The sequence below is a fragment of the Caballeronia grimmiae genome, assembly GCF_022879615.1.
In the GTDB taxonomy this organism is placed as follows: domain Bacteria; phylum Pseudomonadota; class Gammaproteobacteria; order Burkholderiales; family Burkholderiaceae; genus Caballeronia; species Caballeronia grimmiae.
Genome location: NZ_CP084271.1, coordinates 1,508,501 through 1,527,225, shown reverse-complemented (window position 1 = coordinate 1,527,225; position 18,725 = coordinate 1,508,501). Strand labels below are relative to the sequence as shown.

The following is an 18,725-nucleotide window of genomic DNA, read 5'->3' as shown; positions in this document are numbered from 1 at the left end:
ACTGTGAAAAAGGTTTGATAAGATCAGCACGAGTCGCTTTTTCCCAAACTAAAAGTATCGAATGCAGATACTGTGCGGCTCGCTTCGGGGCCAGGAGACACGGAAATGGACCGCTTCAAGCAGATCGAAACCTTCGTGCGCGTTGCTGAGGCGGGCAGCCTCGCGGCTGCGGCGCTGGAAGAGGGCGTGTCGCCGGTGATTCTCGGGCGGCGCATCGACGCGCTCGAGAAGCGTCTCGGCGTCAAGCTGATGTATCGCTCGACGCGGCGTCTGGTGGTGAGCGAAGAGGGCGCCGCGTTTCTCGACCGCTGCAAGAATCTGCTCGCGGAGTGGGATCAGGCGGAGAACGAACTCGCGGCGGGGCGTCGCGCCGTGGGCGGGCATCTGATCGTGTCGGCGCCGGCGGCGTTCGGGCGCATGCACGTCGCGCCGCACGCGCCCGCGTTCATCGCCGACAAGCCCGAATTGCAGATGTCGTTCAATCTGACCGATCGCGTCGTCGATCTGGTGCGCGAGGGCTATGACCTGTCGATTCGCATCGGCGGAGCGGTCGATCCGAACTTCGTCGCGGTGAAGCTGGCGGGCAACCGGCGCGTCGTCTGCGGCACGCCGGCGTACTTCAGGAAGCACGGCAAACCGAAGACGCTCGACGACTTACCGAATCACAACTGCCTCGCGTTCAACCTGCAGGGCGGGCAGAACCGCGGCTGGTACTTTCAGCGCAATGGCAAGCTCGTGACCGTGCGCGTGGCCGGCAACCTCGATTGCAACGACGGCGAACTGCTGCATCGCTGGGTATCGGAAGGGCTCGGACTCGGCTGGCGATCCACATGGGAAATCCAGCGGCAACTGGAAGCGGGGGAACTGGAAACCGTGCTCGACGACTTCGAATTGCCCGCTTACGACATCCTCGCGGTCTACCCGCAACAGCGCTACGTGCCGGCGCGCGTGCGCTACTTCATTGATTATCTGAAGGAAATCTACGCGCAGCCCGGATACTGGAGCCGTCGCCTGACCCTGCCCGGCGAGCCGCAGCCGCTCTACGCCCAGTCAAGCTAACTGCTTGAAAAGGCGTTCGAAATCGCATTTGCGTGAGCGCATACAAAAAGCTATAATCTTCGGCTTCTCACTTGCCGCACCGGTCCGACGCCCGGGTGGCTTCTATCCACAAGGAGTGAATCTATGCGTCATTACGAAATCGTCTTCATCGTGCATCCGGATCAGAGCGAGCAAGTGCCCGCCATGATCGAGCGCTACAAGACCACGATCACGTCGCACGGTGGCCAGATCCACCGCGTCGAGGACTGGGGCCGCCGCCAACTGGCCTACATGATCGAGAAACTCGCGAAAGCTCACTACGTCTGCATGAACATCGAATGCGACCAGGCGACGCTCGAAGAACTGGAACACGCGTTCAAGTTCAACGACGCCGTTCTGCGCCATCTGATCGTCAAGATGAAGAAGGCCGAAACCGGCCCGTCGCCGATGATGAAGGAAGTGCAGCGCGAAGAAGCCAAGAAGGCGGCTGCTCAGCCGACCGAAGCGCAGGCTTAACGACAGCTCATCACTGTCAAGCCACCAGGAAACCAAAACGCTCTCGTGAACCGGCTGCAACTGACAGCAAGCGTCGTGGAACGCGAACCGGTGCGGTACACGCCCGCCGGCATCCCGATCGCAAGCTGCACGTTGCAACACGCAGCGGAAGTCGTCGAAGCGGGCATCGTCCGCAAGATCGAACTGACCCTGCAGGCGGTCGCGGCCGGCGAAGCGAGCGGCAAGCTGGAAAGCTGTCCGATGGGCGTCGAAACACGCTTCACCGGCTTTCTGGCGAAACGAAGCCGTAACGCGCGGACCCTGGTGTTTCACATCACAGAATTGCAGGACATTGGAAAGGACTGAACATGCCCCGCCCGACTGGTAAGAAATTCGACAAGCGTCGTCAGCAACAAAACCCGCTCTTCAAGCGCAAGAAGTTCTGCCGTTTCACGGCAGCCGGTGTCGAGTACATCGACTACAAGGACACGGAAACGCTGAAGGACTTCATCGGCGAAAACGGCAAGATCACGCCGGCTCGTCTGACTGGCACGAAGGCGCACTATCAGCGCCAGCTCGACACGGCAATCAAGCGCGCGCGTTTCCTGGCGCTCCTGCCGTACACCGACCTGCACAAGGCCTAATCAGACGACGCACTAAGGAAAGCCAAAAATGCAAATCATTCTTTTGGAAAAGGTCGTCAACCTGGGCAACCTGGGCGATATCGTCAAGGTCAAGGACGGCTACGCACGTAACTTCCTGATCCCCGGCAAGAAGGCTCGCCGCGCAACGAAGGACGCAATCGCCGAATTCGAAGTTCGCCGCGCCGAACTGGAAAAGAACGCCGGTGAAAAGCTGGCTGCTGCGCAAGCACAAGGCGAAAAGCTGAACGGTTTCACCGTGCAGATTTCGCAGAAGGCTGGCGTCGACGGCCGTCTGTTCGGTTCGGTCACGAACGCGGACATCGCTCAAGCGCTGAAGAAGCAAGGCTTCGCTGAAGTGGAAAAGGCGCAAGTGCGCCTGCCGCAAGGCCCGCTGAAGATGGTCGGCGACCATCCGATTCAAGTGGCGCTGCATACGGACGTCCTCGTCGACGTGACCGTGTCGGTGCTCGGCGAGCACGCGTAAGTCATCGTCGAGGCTTCGTGCCTCGCGAGCAGGAAAGAAGGGCAGGAACCTCCATTGGTTCCTGCCTTTTTTGTTGTCTGATTGAAGCACCGGCCGTCTGATTTCGTCGATAATTCCACCCCATGAACGCACCGTCAAAAGATCCGCAACTCGACGCGCTGAAGGTTCCGCCGCACTCCATCGAAGCCGAGCAATCGGTGATCGGGGGCCTGCTCCTGGACAATGCGGCATGGGACCGAATCGCCGACGTGATGGCGCAAAGCGACTTCTATCGCTATGACCATCGCATCATCTTTGAGCATATCGGCAAGCTGATCGCGGCGACGCGTCCGGCAGACGTCATCACCGTCTACGAATCGCTCAACATGGCCGGCAAGGCCGAGGAAGTCGGCGGGCTCGCGTATCTGAACGCGCTCGCGCAGAACACGCCGAGCGCGGCGAACATCCGGCGCTATGCCGAAATCGTGCGCGACCGCGCGGTACTGCGCCGCCTCGTTTCCGTCGCCGATGAAATCTCCGCCGACGCCTTCAATCCGCAAGGCAAGGAAGTCCGGCAGATCCTGGACGAGGCCGAATCGCGCGTGTTCTCCATCGCCGAGGACGGCGCGCGCGGCACGCAGGGCTTCCTTGAAATCGGCCCGCTCCTGACGCAAGTGGTCGAGCGCATCGACACGCTTTATCACACGGCCAATCCGAGCGATGTAACCGGCACGCCGACAGGCTTCGTCGACCTCGACCGCATGACCTCGGGCATGCACGGCGGCGAACTGATCATCGTCGCGGGACGTCCGTCGATGGGTAAGACCGCGTTCTCGATGAACATCGGTGAATACGTGGCGGTGGAGTATGGCCTGCCCGTCGCCGTGTTCTCGATGGAAATGCCCGGCACGCAACTGACGATGCGTATGCTTGGCTCGGTCGGCCGCCTCGACCAGCATCGCATGCGTACAGGCCGCCTCACCGACGAGGACTGGCCGAAGCTCACGCACGCGGTGCAGAAAATGAGCGAGGCGCAGCTTTTCATCGATGAAACCGGCGGTCTCAACCCGATGGAGCTGCGCTCACGCGCCCGCCGTCTGTCGCGGCAGTGCGGCAAGCTCGGGCTCATCATCGTCGATTATCTGCAGCTGATGTCCGGTTCCGGCAGCGGCGGCGAAAACCGCGCCACTGAAATCTCCGAAATCTCGCGTTCGCTCAAGAGTCTCGCAAAGGAACTCGATGTTCCCGTGATCGCGTTGTCGCAGTTGAACCGTGGTCTCGAACAGCGCCCGAACAAGCGTCCGATCATGTCGGACTTGCGCGAATCCGGCGCTATCGAGCAGGACGCGGACGTCATTCTCTTCATCTATCGCGACGAGGTCTACAATCCCGACAGCCCGGACAAAGGGACCGCCGAAATCATCATCGGCAAGCAGCGTAACGGTCCGATCGGGCCGGTGCGCCTGACCTTCCACGGGCAGTACACGAAGTTCGACAACTTCGCGGGCGTGCAGAACTTCTACGGCGGCGAGTAAGGCCCATCGGCCTTCCTTCGCTGCAAACTGTCAGACCGTTACGACACCTCGTTCGCGCGTCTCCATGGCGCGGTGCGCCGGCTGCACCGCGCGGGTACAATACGACGGTTTGATGACAGCCTCATTGACCCATCTATCGGGATTTTCATGTTCGGTCGTTTCATGCCCACCGAGGGCAAATTCTTCGAGATTTTCAACGCCCATGCGAAATGCATGGTCGACGCCAGCCGCGAGCTCGAACTGCTGATAGACAACCTCCCCGAAGCCGAGGTCCACAAGCAGAACGTCCAGGCGAACGAGAAGCGTGCTGACAAGCTCACGCACGAAACCATCGACCTGCTGCACAAGACGTTTATCACGCCGCTCGACCGCGACGAAATTCACAAGCTCATCACGACGATGGACGACATCCTCGATCTGATGGAGGACGTCGCCACGGCCATTTCGCTTTACGACGTGCGCGCGGTGACGTCGGAGGCGAGCCAGCTTGCGCATATCTGCACGGCCACCTGCTTGCGCGTGCAGACCGCGGTCAGCCTGCTCGAGGACATGAAGCGCGCGAGCGAGATCCTCAAGATCTGCGAAGAGATCGACCGTCTGGAGTCGGACGCGGACCGCGTGCTGCGCTCGGCCATGTCCAAGCTCTTCCGCGAGGAAGACGACGTGAAGACGCTCATCAAGCTCAAGGCGATCTACGAGCTTCTGGAGACGATCACCGACAAGTGCGAGGACGTCGCCAACATCATCGAAGGCATCGTGCTGGAAAACGCCTGATCATGCCGCCCGAGCCCGCATGCGCAAGCTGAAATTGCGCGGCGGGTCCTGACGACACAGACAGGCCCGTATTTGAGGCCAGTCAAAACAACACCAACTGATGCATTCGATTCAACTCGCCCTCTGGGCTGTCGCTACGCTCGTCATAGTCGCACTCGTGTTCGACTTCATGAACGGCTTCCACGACGCTGCCAACTCAATTGCGACGGTCGTATCGACCGGCGTGCTCAAGCCCCAGCAAGCCGTCGCGTTCGCGGCCGCGTTCAACGTTATTGCTTATTTCATTTTCCACCTGAAGGTCGCCGCGACTGTGGGCAAGGGGACGATCGACCCGAACATCGTCGATCACTACGTCATCTTCGGGGCGCTCGTCGGGGCCATCGGCTGGAACATCGTGACTTGGGTGTACGGCATTCCTTCGAGTTCGTCGCACGCGCTGATCGGCGGGCTGGTCGGCGCGGCGCTCGCCAAGTCGGGCTGGGGGTCGCTGAACTGGGACGGGCTGCTGAAGACCGTTGCGTTCATCTTCATTTCGCCGGTGCTCGGCTTCGTGCTCGGCTCCTTCTTCATGCTGCTCGTGTCGTGGATGTACTTCCGCACGCCGCCTTCGAAGGTCGACCGGCGCTTCCGCCGCCTGCAGCTCGTCTCGGCGGGCCTGTATTCGCTCGGTCACGGCGGCAACGATGCGCAGAAGACCATCGGCATCATCTGGATGCTGCTTATCGCCACCGGCTACTCCTCTGTCGGAGCCGACGCACCGCCGATATGGGTGATCGCGCTCTGTTACCTGTCGATGGGCCTCGGCACACTGTTCGGCGGCTGGCGTATCGTCCGCACGATGGGGCAGAAGATCACGAAGCTCAAGCCGGTCGGCGGCTTCTGCGCGGAGACGGGCGGGGCAATCACGCTGTTCGTCGCGTCGATGCTGGGTATTCCCGTTTCCACGACGCATACGATCACCGGCGCGATCGTCGGCGTCGGCGCGACGCAGAAGTTCAGCGCGGTGCGCTGGGGCGTCGCGGGCAACATCGTGTGGGCGTGGGTGCTGACCATTCCCGCGTCCGCCGCGCTTGCCGCTGCGGGCTGGTGGGTCGGCCATCACATTTTCTAGGCACCTGCTCTGCATTCGCCTGCGGCCCGGTCGTTCCGGGCCGCAGCGCATCAAATGATCGGCGACGAGACCCCGTCCATCGGGATGATCGCGCCCGACACATAGCTCGCGCGGCGGCTCGCCAGAAATAGCGCGACGTCGGCGATTTCCTCCGGTTTCGCGTAACGCCCGAGCGGCACTTTGGCCTGACTGTCGGCCAGCACCTGATCCCGCGTGACGCCTTGTCGCTGCGCCTCCAGTTCGAGCGCCTCTTCGACGCGCTCGGTGAGCGTCGCGCCCGGATTGATCGCGTTGATGCGGATGCCGAGCTTCGCGTAGTGATGCGCGAGGCCGACAGTGTTCAGCATCAGCGCCGCGTTGGCCGCGCCGCCCGCGATATGAATGTCCGTCGCGATCTTGCCGCCCATCCCGACGATATTGACGATCGCGCCAGGCTCCGCGTCCGGCTCGTTACGCACGCGCTCGGCCATGCGCTTCAGCACGACTTGCTGCGGATACACGTAGGAGAAGTATTTCGCGTCCATCGCGGCTTTGTAGGCGGCGGCATCGAGCGAATCGGGATCGTAGCGGCGGGCGGCGCCGGCGCTGTTGATCAGGACGTCGATGGGGCCGAGCGCTGCGCTCGCTTCCTCGACGACGTCCTCCGCGCTGTGCGCTTCGTGCAGATCCGCGCGGGCGAGATGGACGTGATGGCCGTCGGCGGCGAGCTGCTCGCGCGCCCGGGCGAGGTTGGCGGCGTCACGCGAGACAATCGCGACTTTGGCGCCTTCACGCGCGAATGCTTTCGCGCAGGCAAAGCCGATGCCCTTGCTGCCGCCCGTGATCAGGACGACCTTGCCAGCAAGACCCAGATCCATGGTGATTCGCTCCTGTCGGTTCTTTCGTGCCGCTGTTGAAGATGAACCGGAACACGATAGCAGAGAGGCGCGGCGGGCGTCAGTCGCTGCCGGCCGCGAAGCGGGCGATGGGGTCGTCGCTCTGGGCCGGACGCGCCGGGGCGAGCGAGCCGGTCGACGCGCGCATCACGCGGACTGGCGGCTCGGCGGGTTCGGCCGGAACGGTCGCTGTTGCGGTGGCCTGAGCCGCGCGAGCCTGCTGGCGTGCGGCGCGCGAGGTGGGCGGCGGCGGCTCGAAGGCGTCGGCGGCAGCCTGGATCGGATCGGGCGCGGCGTCGATGGCGACCGCGGCTTGCGCCTGTCGCCTGGCTGCGCTCGACGATGACGGCGGCGGCTCGAAAGCGTCGGCGCTGGCGGGTTGACGAGCGTACGAAGAAGCCGCTGTCGACGTTGTAACCGGACTCGGCGACGCCGATGGCGGCTCGAACGGGTCGACGGCAGCCGTTTGCCGCGCCGGTGCAGAAGCCGAAGCCGCCGCGACAGATTGACTTCGCGCCGCGCTCGACGACGAGGGCAGCGGCTCGAACGCATCGGCGCGAGCGGCGATCGGGGAGGGTATCGGGCTAGACGCCGGAGCCGCCTGTGACCGCGCCCCCGGCTGAGGTTGCGACGCGATATAAGTCGGCTGATCGAACGGCGTCGGCGCTGTTTTCGCCGGCGCGACACGGCGAATTCCGTCGAAACGCTTCGCCCAGTAGGGATTCGTCAGGTAATCGAGCCGCACGGTGCCGCCCGTCGAAGGCGCGTTCACGAACCGCAGCTTGCCCACGTAGATGCCGACATGGGAATGCGGCCGGCCTGTCGTGTTGAAGAAAATCAGATCGCCGGGCGCGACCTCGTCGGGTTGAATCGACTCGCCGCGTCCGCTCATCTCGGCGGTCGTGCGCGGCAGATTCACGGACGCGGCCCGATCGACGACATAGCGCACGAGCCCGCTGCAATCGAAGCCCGCGTCCGGCGTATTGCCGCCCCAGCGATACGGCACGCCGACGAGCGACATCGCCTGAATGGAAATTTCCTCGCGCCCGACGCTGTGATCGACGAAAGTGGGAAAGCCGGGCGGCGGCGCATAGGACCGGGACGCGGCGCCGCTGCTGGTGCCGCTCCCGGCCGTGGCAGGCTTGCGCGCAGCCTGCTGCGGCGCGGTTCCACACGCGGCAAGCATAACGGTGACGATGAGCGGCAGCCAGATTCGACGCATTTCGAGCATGCGGCGAGCCATGCTCGCCGGAACAAATCAATCCGCCGATACTAGCCCGCCGCACGGCCGTGCCGCAACAGGTCGTGACATTTCACTTTAAGTTTCCGCCCTAACTGTTGCGGCTTCGGGACGTTCGGCCGAAAAAAAGCCCGGTGGATTGCTCCACCGGGCTTTTGCAGCGAACGCGGTTCGACCGCTTAAAGAATATCCGAAGCGTAGTCCGCGAGACGCGAGCGCTCGCCGCGTGCCAGCGTCACGTGACCGCTATGCGTCCATCCCTTGAAGCGATCGACGACATAGGTAAGCCCGGAACTGCCTTCGGTCAAATACGGCGTGTCGATCTGCGCGATGTTCCCGAGGCAAACGATCTTCGTCCCCGGACCCGCGCGCGTGACGAGCGTTTTCATCTGCTTTGGCGTCAGGTTCTGCGCTTCGTCGATGATCACGTACTTGTCCACGAACGTGCGGCCACGCATGAAGTTCATGCTCTTCACCTTGAGGCGCGAGCGGATTAGTTCCTGCGTCGCGGCGCGGCCCCATTCGCCAGCGGCATCGTCGGTCTTTTGCAGGACTTCGAGGTTGTCGTCGAATGCGCCCATCCACGGCTGCATCTTCTCTTCCTCGGTGCCCGGCAGGAAGCCGATGTCTTCGCCGACCGGCACCGTCGCGCGCGTCACGATGATCTCGTTGTAGCGCTTGTCGTCGAGCACTTGCGCGAGGCCGGCGGCGAGCGCCATCAGCGTCTTGCCAGTGCCGGCCTGACCGAGCAGCGTGACGAAATCGACTTCCGGGTTCATCAGCAGGTTCAGCGCGAAGTTCTGCTCGCGATTGCGCGCCGTGATGCCCCACACGTTGTTCTTATGATGCCCGTAGTCACGCAGCGTCTGCAGGAGCGCGGTCTTGCCGTTCAACTCGCGCACGACCGCGTGGAACGACGGCTCGCCGTTCTGCGGCTCCAGATAGACGAACTCGTTGACGAGCATCGACGAGCAGAGCGGCCCGGTCACACGGTAATACGTGGTGCCGGTCTTGGTGTCCTGCCAGCTTTCCATGCCCTTCGCGTGCTTCGTCCAGAAGTCCTGCGGCAGCGGCCGGACGCCGGAGTAGAGCAGGTCCTTGTCTTCCAGAACCTGATCGTTGAAGTAGTCCTCAGCCGGCAGGCCGAGCGCATGCGCCTTGATGCGCATGTTGATGTCTTTCGACACCAGCACGACCTGACGATCCGGCCGCTCCTTCTGCAGCGCCCGCACGACGCCCAGAATCTGGTTGTCCGCCTTGCCGACGGGCAAACCCTCGACCGGCTCGATATCGGTGAGCGTCGTCTGGAAGTACAGGCGGCCGAGCGCGTCGCGATTGCCTTGCGCGGCAAGCGGGATGCCTTCGGACATCTGCCCGCCGTTGGCCACGAGACCATCGAGCGTGCGGCTCACCTGACGCGCGTTGCGCGCCACTTCCGACATGCCCTTCTTGTGATTGTCGAGTTCCTCCAGCGTCATCATCGGCAGATAGATGTCGTGTTCCTCGAAGCGGAACAGGGAACTCGGGTCGTGCATCAGCACGTTGGTATCGAGCACGAAAAGCTTGCGCAGTTCGTCCTCGACCGCGCCGCGCTGGCGGCGCCGGGTCTGCGTGCGGGAATCTTTCGCGGGTGCGGCGCTCGGGGCGGCAGGCGTCGTCGCGGGCTCTTCCGTGCGCGCTTCGCGTCTGGCGCGAGGCGCTTCGTTGCCGGCGTCGTCCGCCTGGCCGGCTTTGTCAGCCTCGTCGTTTTTCGCGCGCGCGTCCGGCACGCGCTGCAGCAGCGCGGCAGTCTGTTTCGTGCGGCGTCCGCGCGCAGCCGGCGCGGGCGTTTGCGTCGACGGTTCCGGCGCCGTCTGCGTCAGCACGTCGCTCGCGATGGCGCGCAGCGTATGCGCCGCATTGGCTGCCTGGGGACGCTCGCTGGCGACGGTCTCGACGGAGCCGTTGGCGTCGTCATCGCTCGTCGCGCCTTTTTTTACTTGCTTCGATGGCCGGGCTTTGGCCTTGTACTCGTCGGCCGGAAGGAGATGGCCGAGCTTGGCCGGGGCGGTAGGCAAAGGCATGGTGTTCCCTCAGAAGGAATCGGGTCATGTATCGTGCGCCGCCTGTCGCATCCTGCTCGTTCGCCCATCTAGCGTTTAGCGCTAAGTGTCCCGCAGTTTGCGCCTGGTGGCGCGCTTCGTTGTCGAAAACGCCGGTCGCCTAGGTTTCGATCTGCTCCTCGGTGCGTGACTCGCGACGCACAGGCCGCCGATCCACCCGGCCGCCGCGCGACGCCAATAAAAAAGCCGCCGTCCGTGTTACCGGAACCAGCGGCTGACTTCTCTTTCGGAGCGCCTGCGCCGTGCCCGTCCCACGTAGCCCGGGTCCATGCCGACGGCGCCGGAAGGCGCGCTGCGGCAGGCGCGAAGGCGAAGGGAATGGGGTGGACAGGCGCTCATTGCAAACCAATATAACGTGCCTCAAATCGCTTGTACAGCCTCGACGATAGCCTCTACGTGCCCCGGCACCTTGATGCCGCGAAACTCGCGGCGCAGCACACCTTCCGCGTCCACGAGAAACGTCGAACGCTCGATGCCGCGCACTTCCTTGCCATACATCTTCTTCATCTTGACGACGTCAAAGAGCGAGCAGATTGCCTCGTCGGAATCGGAGACGAGCGTGTACGGCAGCTCGAGCTTCGCCTTGAAGTTGTCGTGCGACTTCACGCTGTCGCGCGAGATGCCGACGATTTCCGCCCCTGCGGCCTTGAATTGCTCGTAGTGGTCGCGAAAGCCGAGACTTTCCGTCGTGCAGCCGGGCGTATTGTCCTTCGGATAGAAAAACAGCACGACCTTCTGGCCGCGCAGGCGCGAAAGCGTGAACTCGCCGCCCGTCGCGGGCGCGGTGAAGTCGGGAACGGGCTGGTCGACTGCGACTGGCACGTAGGTTTCTCCTGTTGTCGTTGATTCTTGTTGAGCGGGCGGGCGCGCGGCGCGATTTCGCTGTGCTTCGTTCAGCCGGGCTGGACGATCAGTTCGCCCGCACGGCCGGGAATCTCGCCCCACGTCACCGGATACGACGGCAGCGTGGCGCGATCCAGCGTCGCATGATAGTCGCCCATCGTGGCGAAGCTGTGTCCCTGCGCGCGCCAGCCGGCGAGCAATTGCTCGAACACCGGCGCGAGTTTCTGGCCTTCGAGTTCCGCATGCAGCGTGAACACCTGATCATGCGGGTTGTTCATCGTATGCCGCAAGACATGCGCCGCGACGTTGCTCACGTCGACGCCATCCACGCCCAGCACCTCGTCGAGCGTCGGGAGTGTGGTCGGCATCTGGATGTGATCGAGCGTGCGGCCATCCAGCACGGGAATATACGGCGTGTGCCCGCGTCCATCGGATGCATACCGCATGCCCCATGCGTCGATCTGCTCGAACGCATAGCCGTTCATCTGCCAGCCGGCCGCGCCGTGGGTGACGGGCGGTGCACCGAAAATCTCGATGAAACGCGCATGGCTCTGCTGCATCTGCGCGACGGTCCACGCACGGTCGCGCGCGCGCACGTTGTCCTGCCAGTAGACGTGATCCCACGTGTGGATGCCGCATTCGAAGCCGGCTTCGTGGATTGCGCGCATCTCCGATACCGCGTGCCTGCCGATGTCCGGCCCCGGCAGCAGCACGCCATACATGAGCGTCTTGATGCCGTAGTGCTCGACCACCGACGTGCGCGACACCTTCTTGAGAAAGCCCGGCCGGAACACGCGGCGCAGCGCCCAGCCGGTGTGATCCGGACCGAGGCTGAACAGGAAGGTCGCGCGGGCGCTGTATTTGTCGAGCAGACGCCCGAGATTGGGCACGCCTTCGCGGGTTCCGCGCAGCGTATCGACGTCGATCTTCAGGACGATGCGAGCCACCCGTCGTCCCTCAGTTCTGGTCGGCCTGTTCGACCAGCTTGCGGGCCTCGCCCACGATCCCGCGATACGCTTCGAAAATCTTGCGCAGCGCGTCGTCCATGGTGGCGTGCGGGGCCCAGCCGAGTTCCTGCATCGTGTTGTCGATCTTCGGCACGCGGTTCTGCACGTCCTGATAACCCGCGCCGTAGTACGCGCCCGACGATGTCTCGACGAGTTGCACCTGCTTCGCGGTCTCGGCGTATTCGGGGAACTCGTTTGCGAGCGTCAGCATCTTGTTCGCAAGCTCGCGCACCGAGAAGTTGTTTTTCGGATTGCCGATGTTATAGATCTTGCCCGTCGCGACGCCGCCCTTGTTCTCGATGATCTTCATCAGCGCGCCGATGCCGTCGTCGATGTCCGTAAAGGCACGCTTTTGCGCGCCGCCATCGACTAGACTGATGTTCTCGCCGCGCACGATGTGGCCGAGAAACTGCGTGACCACGCGCGACGAACCTTCCTTCGGCGTGTAGATGGAGTCGAGGCCCGGGCCGATCCAGTTGAACGGACGGAACAGCGTGAAGTTGAGGCCTTCCATGCCGTAGCCCCAGATCACGCGGTCCATCAACTGCTTCGAGCACGCATAAATCCAGCGCGGCTTGTTGATCGGGCCGTAGGAGAGCGTGGAGTTTTCCGGGTCGAACTGCTCGTCGGTGCACATGCCGTAGACCTCGGAGGTCGACGGAAACACCAGATGCTTGCCGTACTTCACGGCCGAACGGACGATCGGCAGGTTCGCCTCGAAGTCCAGCTCGAACACGCGCAGCGGCTGCTTCACGTAGGTCGCGGGCGTGGCGATGGCGACGAGCGGCAGGATCACGTCGCACTTCTTCACGTGATACTCGACCCACTCCTTGTTGATCGTGATGTCGCCTTCGAAGAAGTGCATCCGCTCGTGATTCGCGAGCTCGCCCAGGCGATCGGTTTGCATGTCCATCCCAAAGACTTCCCAGTCGGTGGTTTCGAGGATGCGCTTGGACAGGTGATGGCCGATGAAGCCGTTGACACCCAGGATGAGGACTTTTTTCATGAATGACGATTGGATTGAATGAGTCGGCCGTATTCGGCGGGATCGACGGCGCGTTCTTCGCCTAAGGGATGCGAAGCGGCGTCGAGCAGCCGATGGCGCAGTTCGTGCACGGCGATCACGCGGCCGTCGCCGCAGACGCCAAACAGCGCATTATCCGTCACCCTTAGGCCTGGCGGCAAACTCCGCAGTTCGGCGAGCTTCTGCGGCGGTGTGCCTGGCGCGCCGGTTTCGGGCACGAGGCGCGCGCGCGCGACGATGAAGCGATGCTCGCCGATATCCGTGAAAGCGCCGGGATAGGGCGGGGCGACGGCGCGAATCAGGTTGTAGACGCGCTGCGCCGGCTGCGTCCAGTCGATGCGCCCGTCTTCCGGCTTGCGCCCGCCGTAGTAGCTGCCGGCGGCGAGATCGTTCGGCAGATGCGGCGCTTCGCCGGCGAGCAACGCGGGCAGCACGCGCCAGAGCGTCTGCTCGGCGGCGACGACGGTTTTGTCGAAGACCTGGGCGGCCGTATCGTCGGGGAGGATAGGCACGGGCGTCTGCGCGACGATCGCGCCGGCGTCGGGCTTGGCCGCCATTTCGTGCAGCGTCGCGCCGGTCTCGGTCTCGCCGTTGATCACCGCCCAGTTGGTCGGCACGCGGCCGCGATACTTCGGCAGCAGCGAGCCATGCATGTTGTAAGCGCCGCATCTGGCGAGCGCGAGCAGCGCGACCGGCAGCATGTGCCGGTAATAGAACGAGAAGATGAAATCGGGCGCGGCTTTCGCGACGGCGTCGTGCACGTCGGGCGACTTGGGATCGGCGGGCGTGATGACGTCGATGCCATGCTCCGCCGCGACCTGCGCGACGCTGCCGAACCAGATGTTCTCGCTCGCGCTGTCCTCGTGCGTGACGACGAGCGCGACATCGACGCCACGCGCGAGCAGCACTTGCAGGCAGCGCACGCCGACGTTGTGATAGGCGAAGACGACGGCGCGCGGCTTCATCGGCCATTGTCCTCGCGGCTGACGACGGCGGCGATCGGCTGCATCACGTTTTGCATCGGCCTTTCCGCGACCGGCAAGCCGTCGCGCTGCTCGAGGATCGTCTGCACGAGATAGCGCGGCCGTGCGCGCACTTGCTGATAAATGCGGCCGATGTACTCGCCGAGCAGCCCGAGCGCGAAGATGATCACGCCGAGCATGAAAAACGTAATGGCGAACAGCGTGAACACGCCCTGGACTTCCGCGCCGAACATGAAGCGGCGAATCAGCAGCAGCACGAAGAGGCCCGCCGAGCCGACCGACAGGATCACGCCGATGAACGACAGCCATTGCAGCGGCACCACCGAGAAGCCGGTGACGAGATCGAAGTTGAGCCGGATCAGGCTGTAGAGCGAATACTTCGATTCGCCCGCAAAGCGCTCCTCGTGCGCCACGTCCACTTCGATCGGATTCTGCGCGAAGGTGTACGCGAGCGCGGGAATGAACGTGTTGATCTCGCCGCACCGGTTGATCGTGTCGATGATGTGCCGGCTATAGGCGCGCAACATGCAGCCCTGATCGGTCATCTTGATCTTCGTGATGCGCTCGCGCAGGCGATTCATCGCGCGCGACGCCTTCTTGCGCCACAGGCTGTCCTGACGCTGCTGACGGATCGTGCCGACGTAGTCGTAGCCTTCGCGCATCTTGGCGACGAGCTTGCCGATTTCTTCGGGCGGATTCTGCAGGTCGGCATCGAGCGTCACGACGATGTCCCCGCGCGATTGCTCGAAACCCGCGAGAATCGCCATGTGCTGCCCATAGTTGCCGTTGAGCAGGATCACGCGCGTGGTATCGGGACGCAAGTGGAACTGCTGCGCGAGCAGCGCGGCCGACTTGTCGCGGCTGCCGTCGTTGATGAAGATGACTTCATACGACGTGCCGAGCGCATCGAGCGCCGGGTAGAGGCGCTCGAACAGCGCGGCGAGGCCGTCCGCCTCGTTGTACACCGGAATGATGACCGAGACTTCGGGCGAATTCGCCGGAAAATCCGAATGACTCATGTGGCTGTGCATTTCGTTAACGGTTGAGGCCAAACTGTTCGCAGATTTCATCGACCGACTTCACGACGTGCGCGACATCGTCCTCGCTCATCAGCGTGAAGAGCGGCAGCGTGACCGTCGATGCGCCGTATCGCTCGGCGTGCGGGAACATGCCTTCCGCGAAGCCGCGTGCGCGATACAGCGAAAACAGATGCAGCGCCGGATAGTGCACGCCCGCGCCGACGCCGCGCTCCTTCAGCTGTTCCATGAATTGCGCGCGCGTCAGTTGCAGCTTGTCGAGCGGCAGCGCGATCTGGAACATGTGCCAGTTGCTGTCGGTGAAGTTGCGCGGCGGCAGTCCGACGCCGAGCCGCACCGCCGCGCCGCCTTCGAACGCGTCGAAGTAGGCGCGCGCCAGTTCGCGGCGCTTTTGGGTGAAACGTTCCACTTGCCGCAACTGCCCGAGACCGACGCGCGCCGCGACATCGGTCAGGTTGTACTTGCCGCCGAGCACGTCGCAGTCCATGCCGTCGAAGCCCGTGCGCGTGATGCCTTGCAGCCGGTACTTGCGCGCCAGTTCCGCTTCGTCCTCGTTGTTCATGATGAGCGCGCCGCCTTCGATCGACGTCACGTTCTTGTTCGCGTGAAAGCTGATCGACACCAGATCGCCGAACGAGCCAATCCGCTTGCCCTTCCACGTCGAGCCGAACGCCTGCGCCGCGTCTTCGATCACGCGCAGCTTGTGCTCGCGCGCAATCTCGTAGAGCCGGTCCATATCCACCGGCAAGCCCGCGAGATAGACCGGCATGACCGCTTTCGTGCGCGGCGTGATGGCCTTTTCTAGCAAGTTCAGGTCCATGTTGCGCGTGACCGGATCGATATCGACGAACACCGGCGTCGCGCCGACTTCAAGGATCACGTTCGCGGTCGAGACCCACGTCATCGGCGTGGTGATGACTTCGTCGCCCGCGCCGACGCCCGCGATGCGCAGCGCGATTTCCATCGTGCAGGTCCCGGAATTGAACGCGCGCACGGGGCGCCCGCCGAAATACGCCGACAACTCGGCTTCGAATTGCTGATTCTGCGGACCGGTCGTGATCCAGCCGGAACGCAGCACGTCGACGACGCCCTGAATGGTTTCCTCGTCGATCTCAGGCTTGACGAAGGGCAGGAACGGCCGCGAGGTCTGAGTCATGGAATGTTTGCTTAACAAAAAGGGAGTGAAACGGGAATCAGCCGCGCGCGAGCACGGCCACGCCGACGAGAATGATGCCGATACCGATGAGCCGCTGCACCGACAGCACTTCGCCGAACAGATACCACGCCGCGAATGCGTTGACGACGTAGCCGAGCGAGAGCATCGGATACGCGACCGACACATCGACCCGCGACAACCCGACGATCCACACGACGACGCTGACCACGTAGCACGCGAGCCCGCCGATGATGGGCCATTGCGTCGCGATCCGGAAACCGACGGGCAGAATGTTCGCCGGGGTCATATCGAAATGGCCGACGGCGTTGACGCCTGCCTTGAGCAGCAACTGGGCGCACGCGTTCAACAATACGCCGATGACGATGCAAGTGAAGGAAATCGGATTCATCGATTGGACAATAAGGATACTCGGTTCATTGGCGGATGCCGGCGTCATCGACGCGCGCCGTCACGGCTGCGGCTTCTCGACGATCACGCGCCGCGCATCGCGGGCGATGACCTGCATCGGCACCCCGCGCGCGAGCATTTCGTCGTAGCGCCCCGGCGGCAGCAGCGCCAGCGCGTAACGATCGGCGTTCCAGCGCCGCACCCAGTCGTCGATGGTCGGCAGCCACTTCTGCGGTTCCGTCGTGACGCCGAATCTCAGTTCGTCGGATTCCTGCACCATCGTCATCGTGCGGCCGAGGTAGAAGGGCATCGTGTGGTCGAGCTTCGCGATCGAATAGAAGGGCGTGTCGGGCGGCAGCTTGGTCATCGCGGCCTTGACGGCCGGCACCAGCTTCACGCCGGAACTTTCGGTGCCGAAGACATCGTGCCCCGTGCCGGCGATCGTGCCGAGCAGCAGCCACGCCGCGCCGAGTCCCGCCGCGCCCGCCAGCACGCTGCGGCGGTTTAGCCACAGCGCGAAGATGGTCACCACGAACGCCACCGCAAGGCCCGCATACACCCAGACCTGGAACGCGCGATACAACGCGTTCGGCGTGCCCGCGCTTCCCGCCCGGCCGAGGAAGATCGCGCCGAACGCCGCCGCGATCAGCAACACCGCGTAGCCGATCAGATGCCTGCGGTACTGGCTCTTCGTGAGCGACGGCAGATAGAGGCCGAGCACGAGCGCGATGGCCGGCGCGATCGGCAGCACGTACGACAGCAGCTTCGAATGCGACGCGCTGAAGAACAGGAAGATGAACGCCGACCAGACGAGCAGCATCGTGACGGGCGCGAAGCCGTTGGGCTGGCGCGGCGTCTGCACGCCGTGGCGCACGCTCTGCACCACGATCGACAGCCACGGCAGGAAGCCCACGATCAGCACGGGCACGAAGTAATAGAACGGCCCCGGACGGTTCTGCTCGGGCGTCAGATAGCGCTTGAACTGCTGCACGATGAAGAAGAAATCGAAGAACTCGGGGTTCTTCATCTGCACGAGCACGAACCACGGCGCGGCGACGATGAGAAACACGATCAGCCCGCTGCCGATATAAAGGCGCTTCCACAGCGCCCAGTCGCGCGACACGATCGAATAGATGACGAGCACCGCGCCCGGCAGGATAAGGCCGACGAGCCCTTTCGAGAGCACGGCGGCGGCCATCGCGGCCCAGCAGAGCCACATCCAGAGGCGCACCTGACGCGCGGGCAGGCCGGGGCGCTGGGCGAGCAGCAGGGCGCAGAGCGTGAGCTCCATCCAGAACGACAGGCCCATGTCCAGCGCGTTGAAGTGGCCCATCAGATTCCAGTAGGGGCACGTCGCGAGGATGACGGCGGCCGCGAAGCCCGTCATCGCGTTGAACACGCGCTTGCCGGTGAAGCCGATGAGCAGCACGCCGGCGAAGCCCGTCAGCGCCGTATAGAGGCGCGCCTGCCATTCGCCGATGCCGAACCACGCGAAGGTGAGCGCGTTGGCCCACGTCTGCAGCGGCGGCTTCTCGAAATACTTGTAGCCGTTGTAGCGCGGCGTGATCCAGTCGCCGGTGACGAACATTTCTCGCGCCATTTCGGCGTAGCGGCCTTCGTCGCTCGGAACGAGATGGCGCAGACCGAGCGGCGCGAACCAGATGATCGCGAGCGCGAGGACGAGAAGCGTGAGCGAAAGGCGTGTGAGCGGTAGCCGCGAAGGCGTATCGTTCATGAAGTCGACCTGTCCGATGCCGCGATGCGGCGCTAGTGAATCAAGAAGGGCTTTGACGTTGTCGTGCTGTCGTGCTGTCGTGCTGCCGCGCCCGCGTGCCGGGGCGCGACTGCGCGCGTTCCGCATCCTCAGGCATGAAAATACGGCGCAAGTTCTCGCGCACGCTGCTCGAAGTGGGAAACCCAACGGAAAGCCCGATGAAAGGGCATGGCGCCGCCGCGCATGAGGCCTCGGCGCGAGCGCGACGGACGCCGG

At 63.7% G+C, this 18,725-nt stretch carries 19 protein-coding genes; 8 read left to right on the top strand and 11 right to left on the bottom strand.

The window, feature by feature from the left end; genetic code table 11:
• The first annotated feature begins 105 nt into the window (after positions 1 to 105).
• The 8 genes from LDZ21_RS07240 to LDZ21_RS07205 all read left to right on the top strand — a co-directional run bounded on the left by LDZ21_RS07240 (position 106) and on the right by LDZ21_RS07205 (position 6,060).
• Entirely contained in the window at positions 106 to 1,059 is a 954-nt protein-coding gene (locus LDZ21_RS07240; protein ID WP_244792363.1) for a LysR family transcriptional regulator, read from the top strand.
• A 123-nt stretch (positions 1,060 to 1,182) separates the two neighbouring features.
• A complete protein-coding gene (gene rpsF / locus LDZ21_RS07235) occupies positions 1,183 to 1,554 on the top strand; it encodes a 30S ribosomal protein S6 (RefSeq protein WP_035967471.1) in 372 nt (123 codons plus the stop codon).
• A gap of 45 nt (positions 1,555 to 1,599) precedes the next feature.
• Positions 1,600 to 1,899 (top strand): primosomal replication protein N, encoded by a 300-nt coding sequence (priB, locus tag LDZ21_RS07230; protein WP_014191232.1) that lies wholly within the window; start codon positions 1,600 to 1,602, stop codon positions 1,897 to 1,899.
• A gap of 2 nt (positions 1,900 to 1,901) precedes the next feature.
• On the top strand, positions 1,902 to 2,177 hold the full coding sequence (rpsR, locus tag LDZ21_RS07225) for a 30S ribosomal protein S18 (RefSeq protein WP_007000150.1): 276 nt from the start codon (positions 1,902 to 1,904) through the stop codon (positions 2,175 to 2,177).
• 28 nt (positions 2,178 to 2,205) lie between these two features.
• On the top strand, positions 2,206 to 2,661 hold the full coding sequence (gene rplI, locus LDZ21_RS07220; protein WP_035967470.1) for a 50S ribosomal protein L9: 456 nt from the start codon (positions 2,206 to 2,208) through the stop codon (positions 2,659 to 2,661).
• Positions 2,662 to 2,783: 122 nt separating this feature from the next.
• Complete coding sequence (locus LDZ21_RS07215; protein WP_035967468.1) at positions 2,784 to 4,175, top strand: replicative DNA helicase; 1,392 nt, start codon at positions 2,784 to 2,786, stop codon at positions 4,173 to 4,175.
• A gap of 147 nt (positions 4,176 to 4,322) precedes the next feature.
• On the top strand, positions 4,323 to 4,949 hold the full coding sequence (locus LDZ21_RS07210; RefSeq protein ID WP_035967466.1) for a DUF47 domain-containing protein: 627 nt from the start codon (positions 4,323 to 4,325) through the stop codon (positions 4,947 to 4,949).
• A gap of 100 nt (positions 4,950 to 5,049) precedes the next feature.
• Positions 5,050 to 6,060: an inorganic phosphate transporter gene (locus tag LDZ21_RS07205; RefSeq protein ID WP_035967464.1), complete on the top strand. Its 1,011-nt coding sequence runs from the start codon at positions 5,050 to 5,052 to the stop codon at positions 6,058 to 6,060.
• Between the two features lie 50 nt (positions 6,061 to 6,110).
• Here the strand turns inward: LDZ21_RS07205 and LDZ21_RS07200 are convergent, their stop codons facing one another.
• From LDZ21_RS07200 to LDZ21_RS07150, 11 genes are all read right to left on the bottom strand, one after another.
• The gene (locus tag LDZ21_RS07200) at positions 6,111 to 6,917 is read right to left on the bottom strand and encodes an SDR family oxidoreductase (RefSeq protein ID WP_244792361.1); all 807 of its coding nucleotides are present in this window, start codon (positions 6,915 to 6,917) and stop codon (positions 6,111 to 6,113) included.
• 79 nt (positions 6,918 to 6,996) lie between these two features.
• Positions 6,997 to 8,157 (bottom strand): NlpC/P60 family protein, encoded by a 1,161-nt coding sequence (locus tag LDZ21_RS07195; RefSeq protein WP_244794792.1) that lies wholly within the window; start codon positions 8,155 to 8,157, stop codon positions 6,997 to 6,999.
• 197 nt (positions 8,158 to 8,354) lie between these two features.
• Complete coding sequence (locus LDZ21_RS07190) at positions 8,355 to 10,238, bottom strand: PhoH family protein (RefSeq protein WP_244792359.1); 1,884 nt, start codon at positions 10,236 to 10,238, stop codon at positions 8,355 to 8,357.
• Between the two features lie 399 nt (positions 10,239 to 10,637).
• Positions 10,638 to 11,099 carry a peroxiredoxin gene (locus tag LDZ21_RS07185; protein WP_244792357.1) on the bottom strand — a complete coding sequence of 154 codons (462 nt, stop codon included), beginning with the start codon at positions 11,097 to 11,099 and terminating at the stop codon, positions 10,638 to 10,640.
• 71 nt (positions 11,100 to 11,170) lie between these two features.
• Positions 11,171 to 12,067, bottom strand: coding sequence for a polysaccharide deacetylase family protein (locus LDZ21_RS07180; protein ID WP_244792355.1), 897 nt, complete (start codon positions 12,065 to 12,067; stop codon positions 11,171 to 11,173).
• 10 nt (positions 12,068 to 12,077) lie between these two features.
• Positions 12,078 to 13,133, bottom strand: coding sequence for a bifunctional UDP-4-keto-pentose/UDP-xylose synthase (locus tag LDZ21_RS07175; RefSeq protein ID WP_052005905.1), 1,056 nt, complete (start codon positions 13,131 to 13,133; stop codon positions 12,078 to 12,080).
• Positions 13,130 to 14,116 (bottom strand): formyltransferase, encoded by a 987-nt coding sequence (locus tag LDZ21_RS07170; protein WP_244792353.1) that lies wholly within the window; start codon positions 14,114 to 14,116, stop codon positions 13,130 to 13,132. The genes LDZ21_RS07175 and LDZ21_RS07170 overlap by 4 nt, the downstream gene beginning before the upstream one ends.
• A complete protein-coding gene (locus tag LDZ21_RS07165) occupies positions 14,113 to 15,153 on the bottom strand; it encodes a glycosyltransferase (RefSeq protein WP_035967456.1) in 1,041 nt (346 codons plus the stop codon). The genes LDZ21_RS07170 and LDZ21_RS07165 overlap by 4 nt, the downstream gene beginning before the upstream one ends.
• A 16-nt stretch (positions 15,154 to 15,169) precedes the next feature.
• Complete coding sequence (locus LDZ21_RS07160) at positions 15,170 to 16,327, bottom strand: DegT/DnrJ/EryC1/StrS family aminotransferase (protein WP_244792351.1); 1,158 nt, start codon at positions 16,325 to 16,327, stop codon at positions 15,170 to 15,172.
• 37 nt (positions 16,328 to 16,364) lie between these two features.
• Complete coding sequence (locus LDZ21_RS07155) at positions 16,365 to 16,736, bottom strand: DMT family transporter (protein WP_035967454.1); 372 nt, start codon at positions 16,734 to 16,736, stop codon at positions 16,365 to 16,367.
• Positions 16,737 to 16,796: 60 nt separating this feature from the next.
• Positions 16,797 to 18,470 (bottom strand): glycosyltransferase family 39 protein, encoded by a 1,674-nt coding sequence (locus LDZ21_RS07150; protein ID WP_244792349.1) that lies wholly within the window; start codon positions 18,468 to 18,470, stop codon positions 16,797 to 16,799.
• Between the last annotated feature and the right edge of the window lie 255 nt (positions 18,471 to 18,725).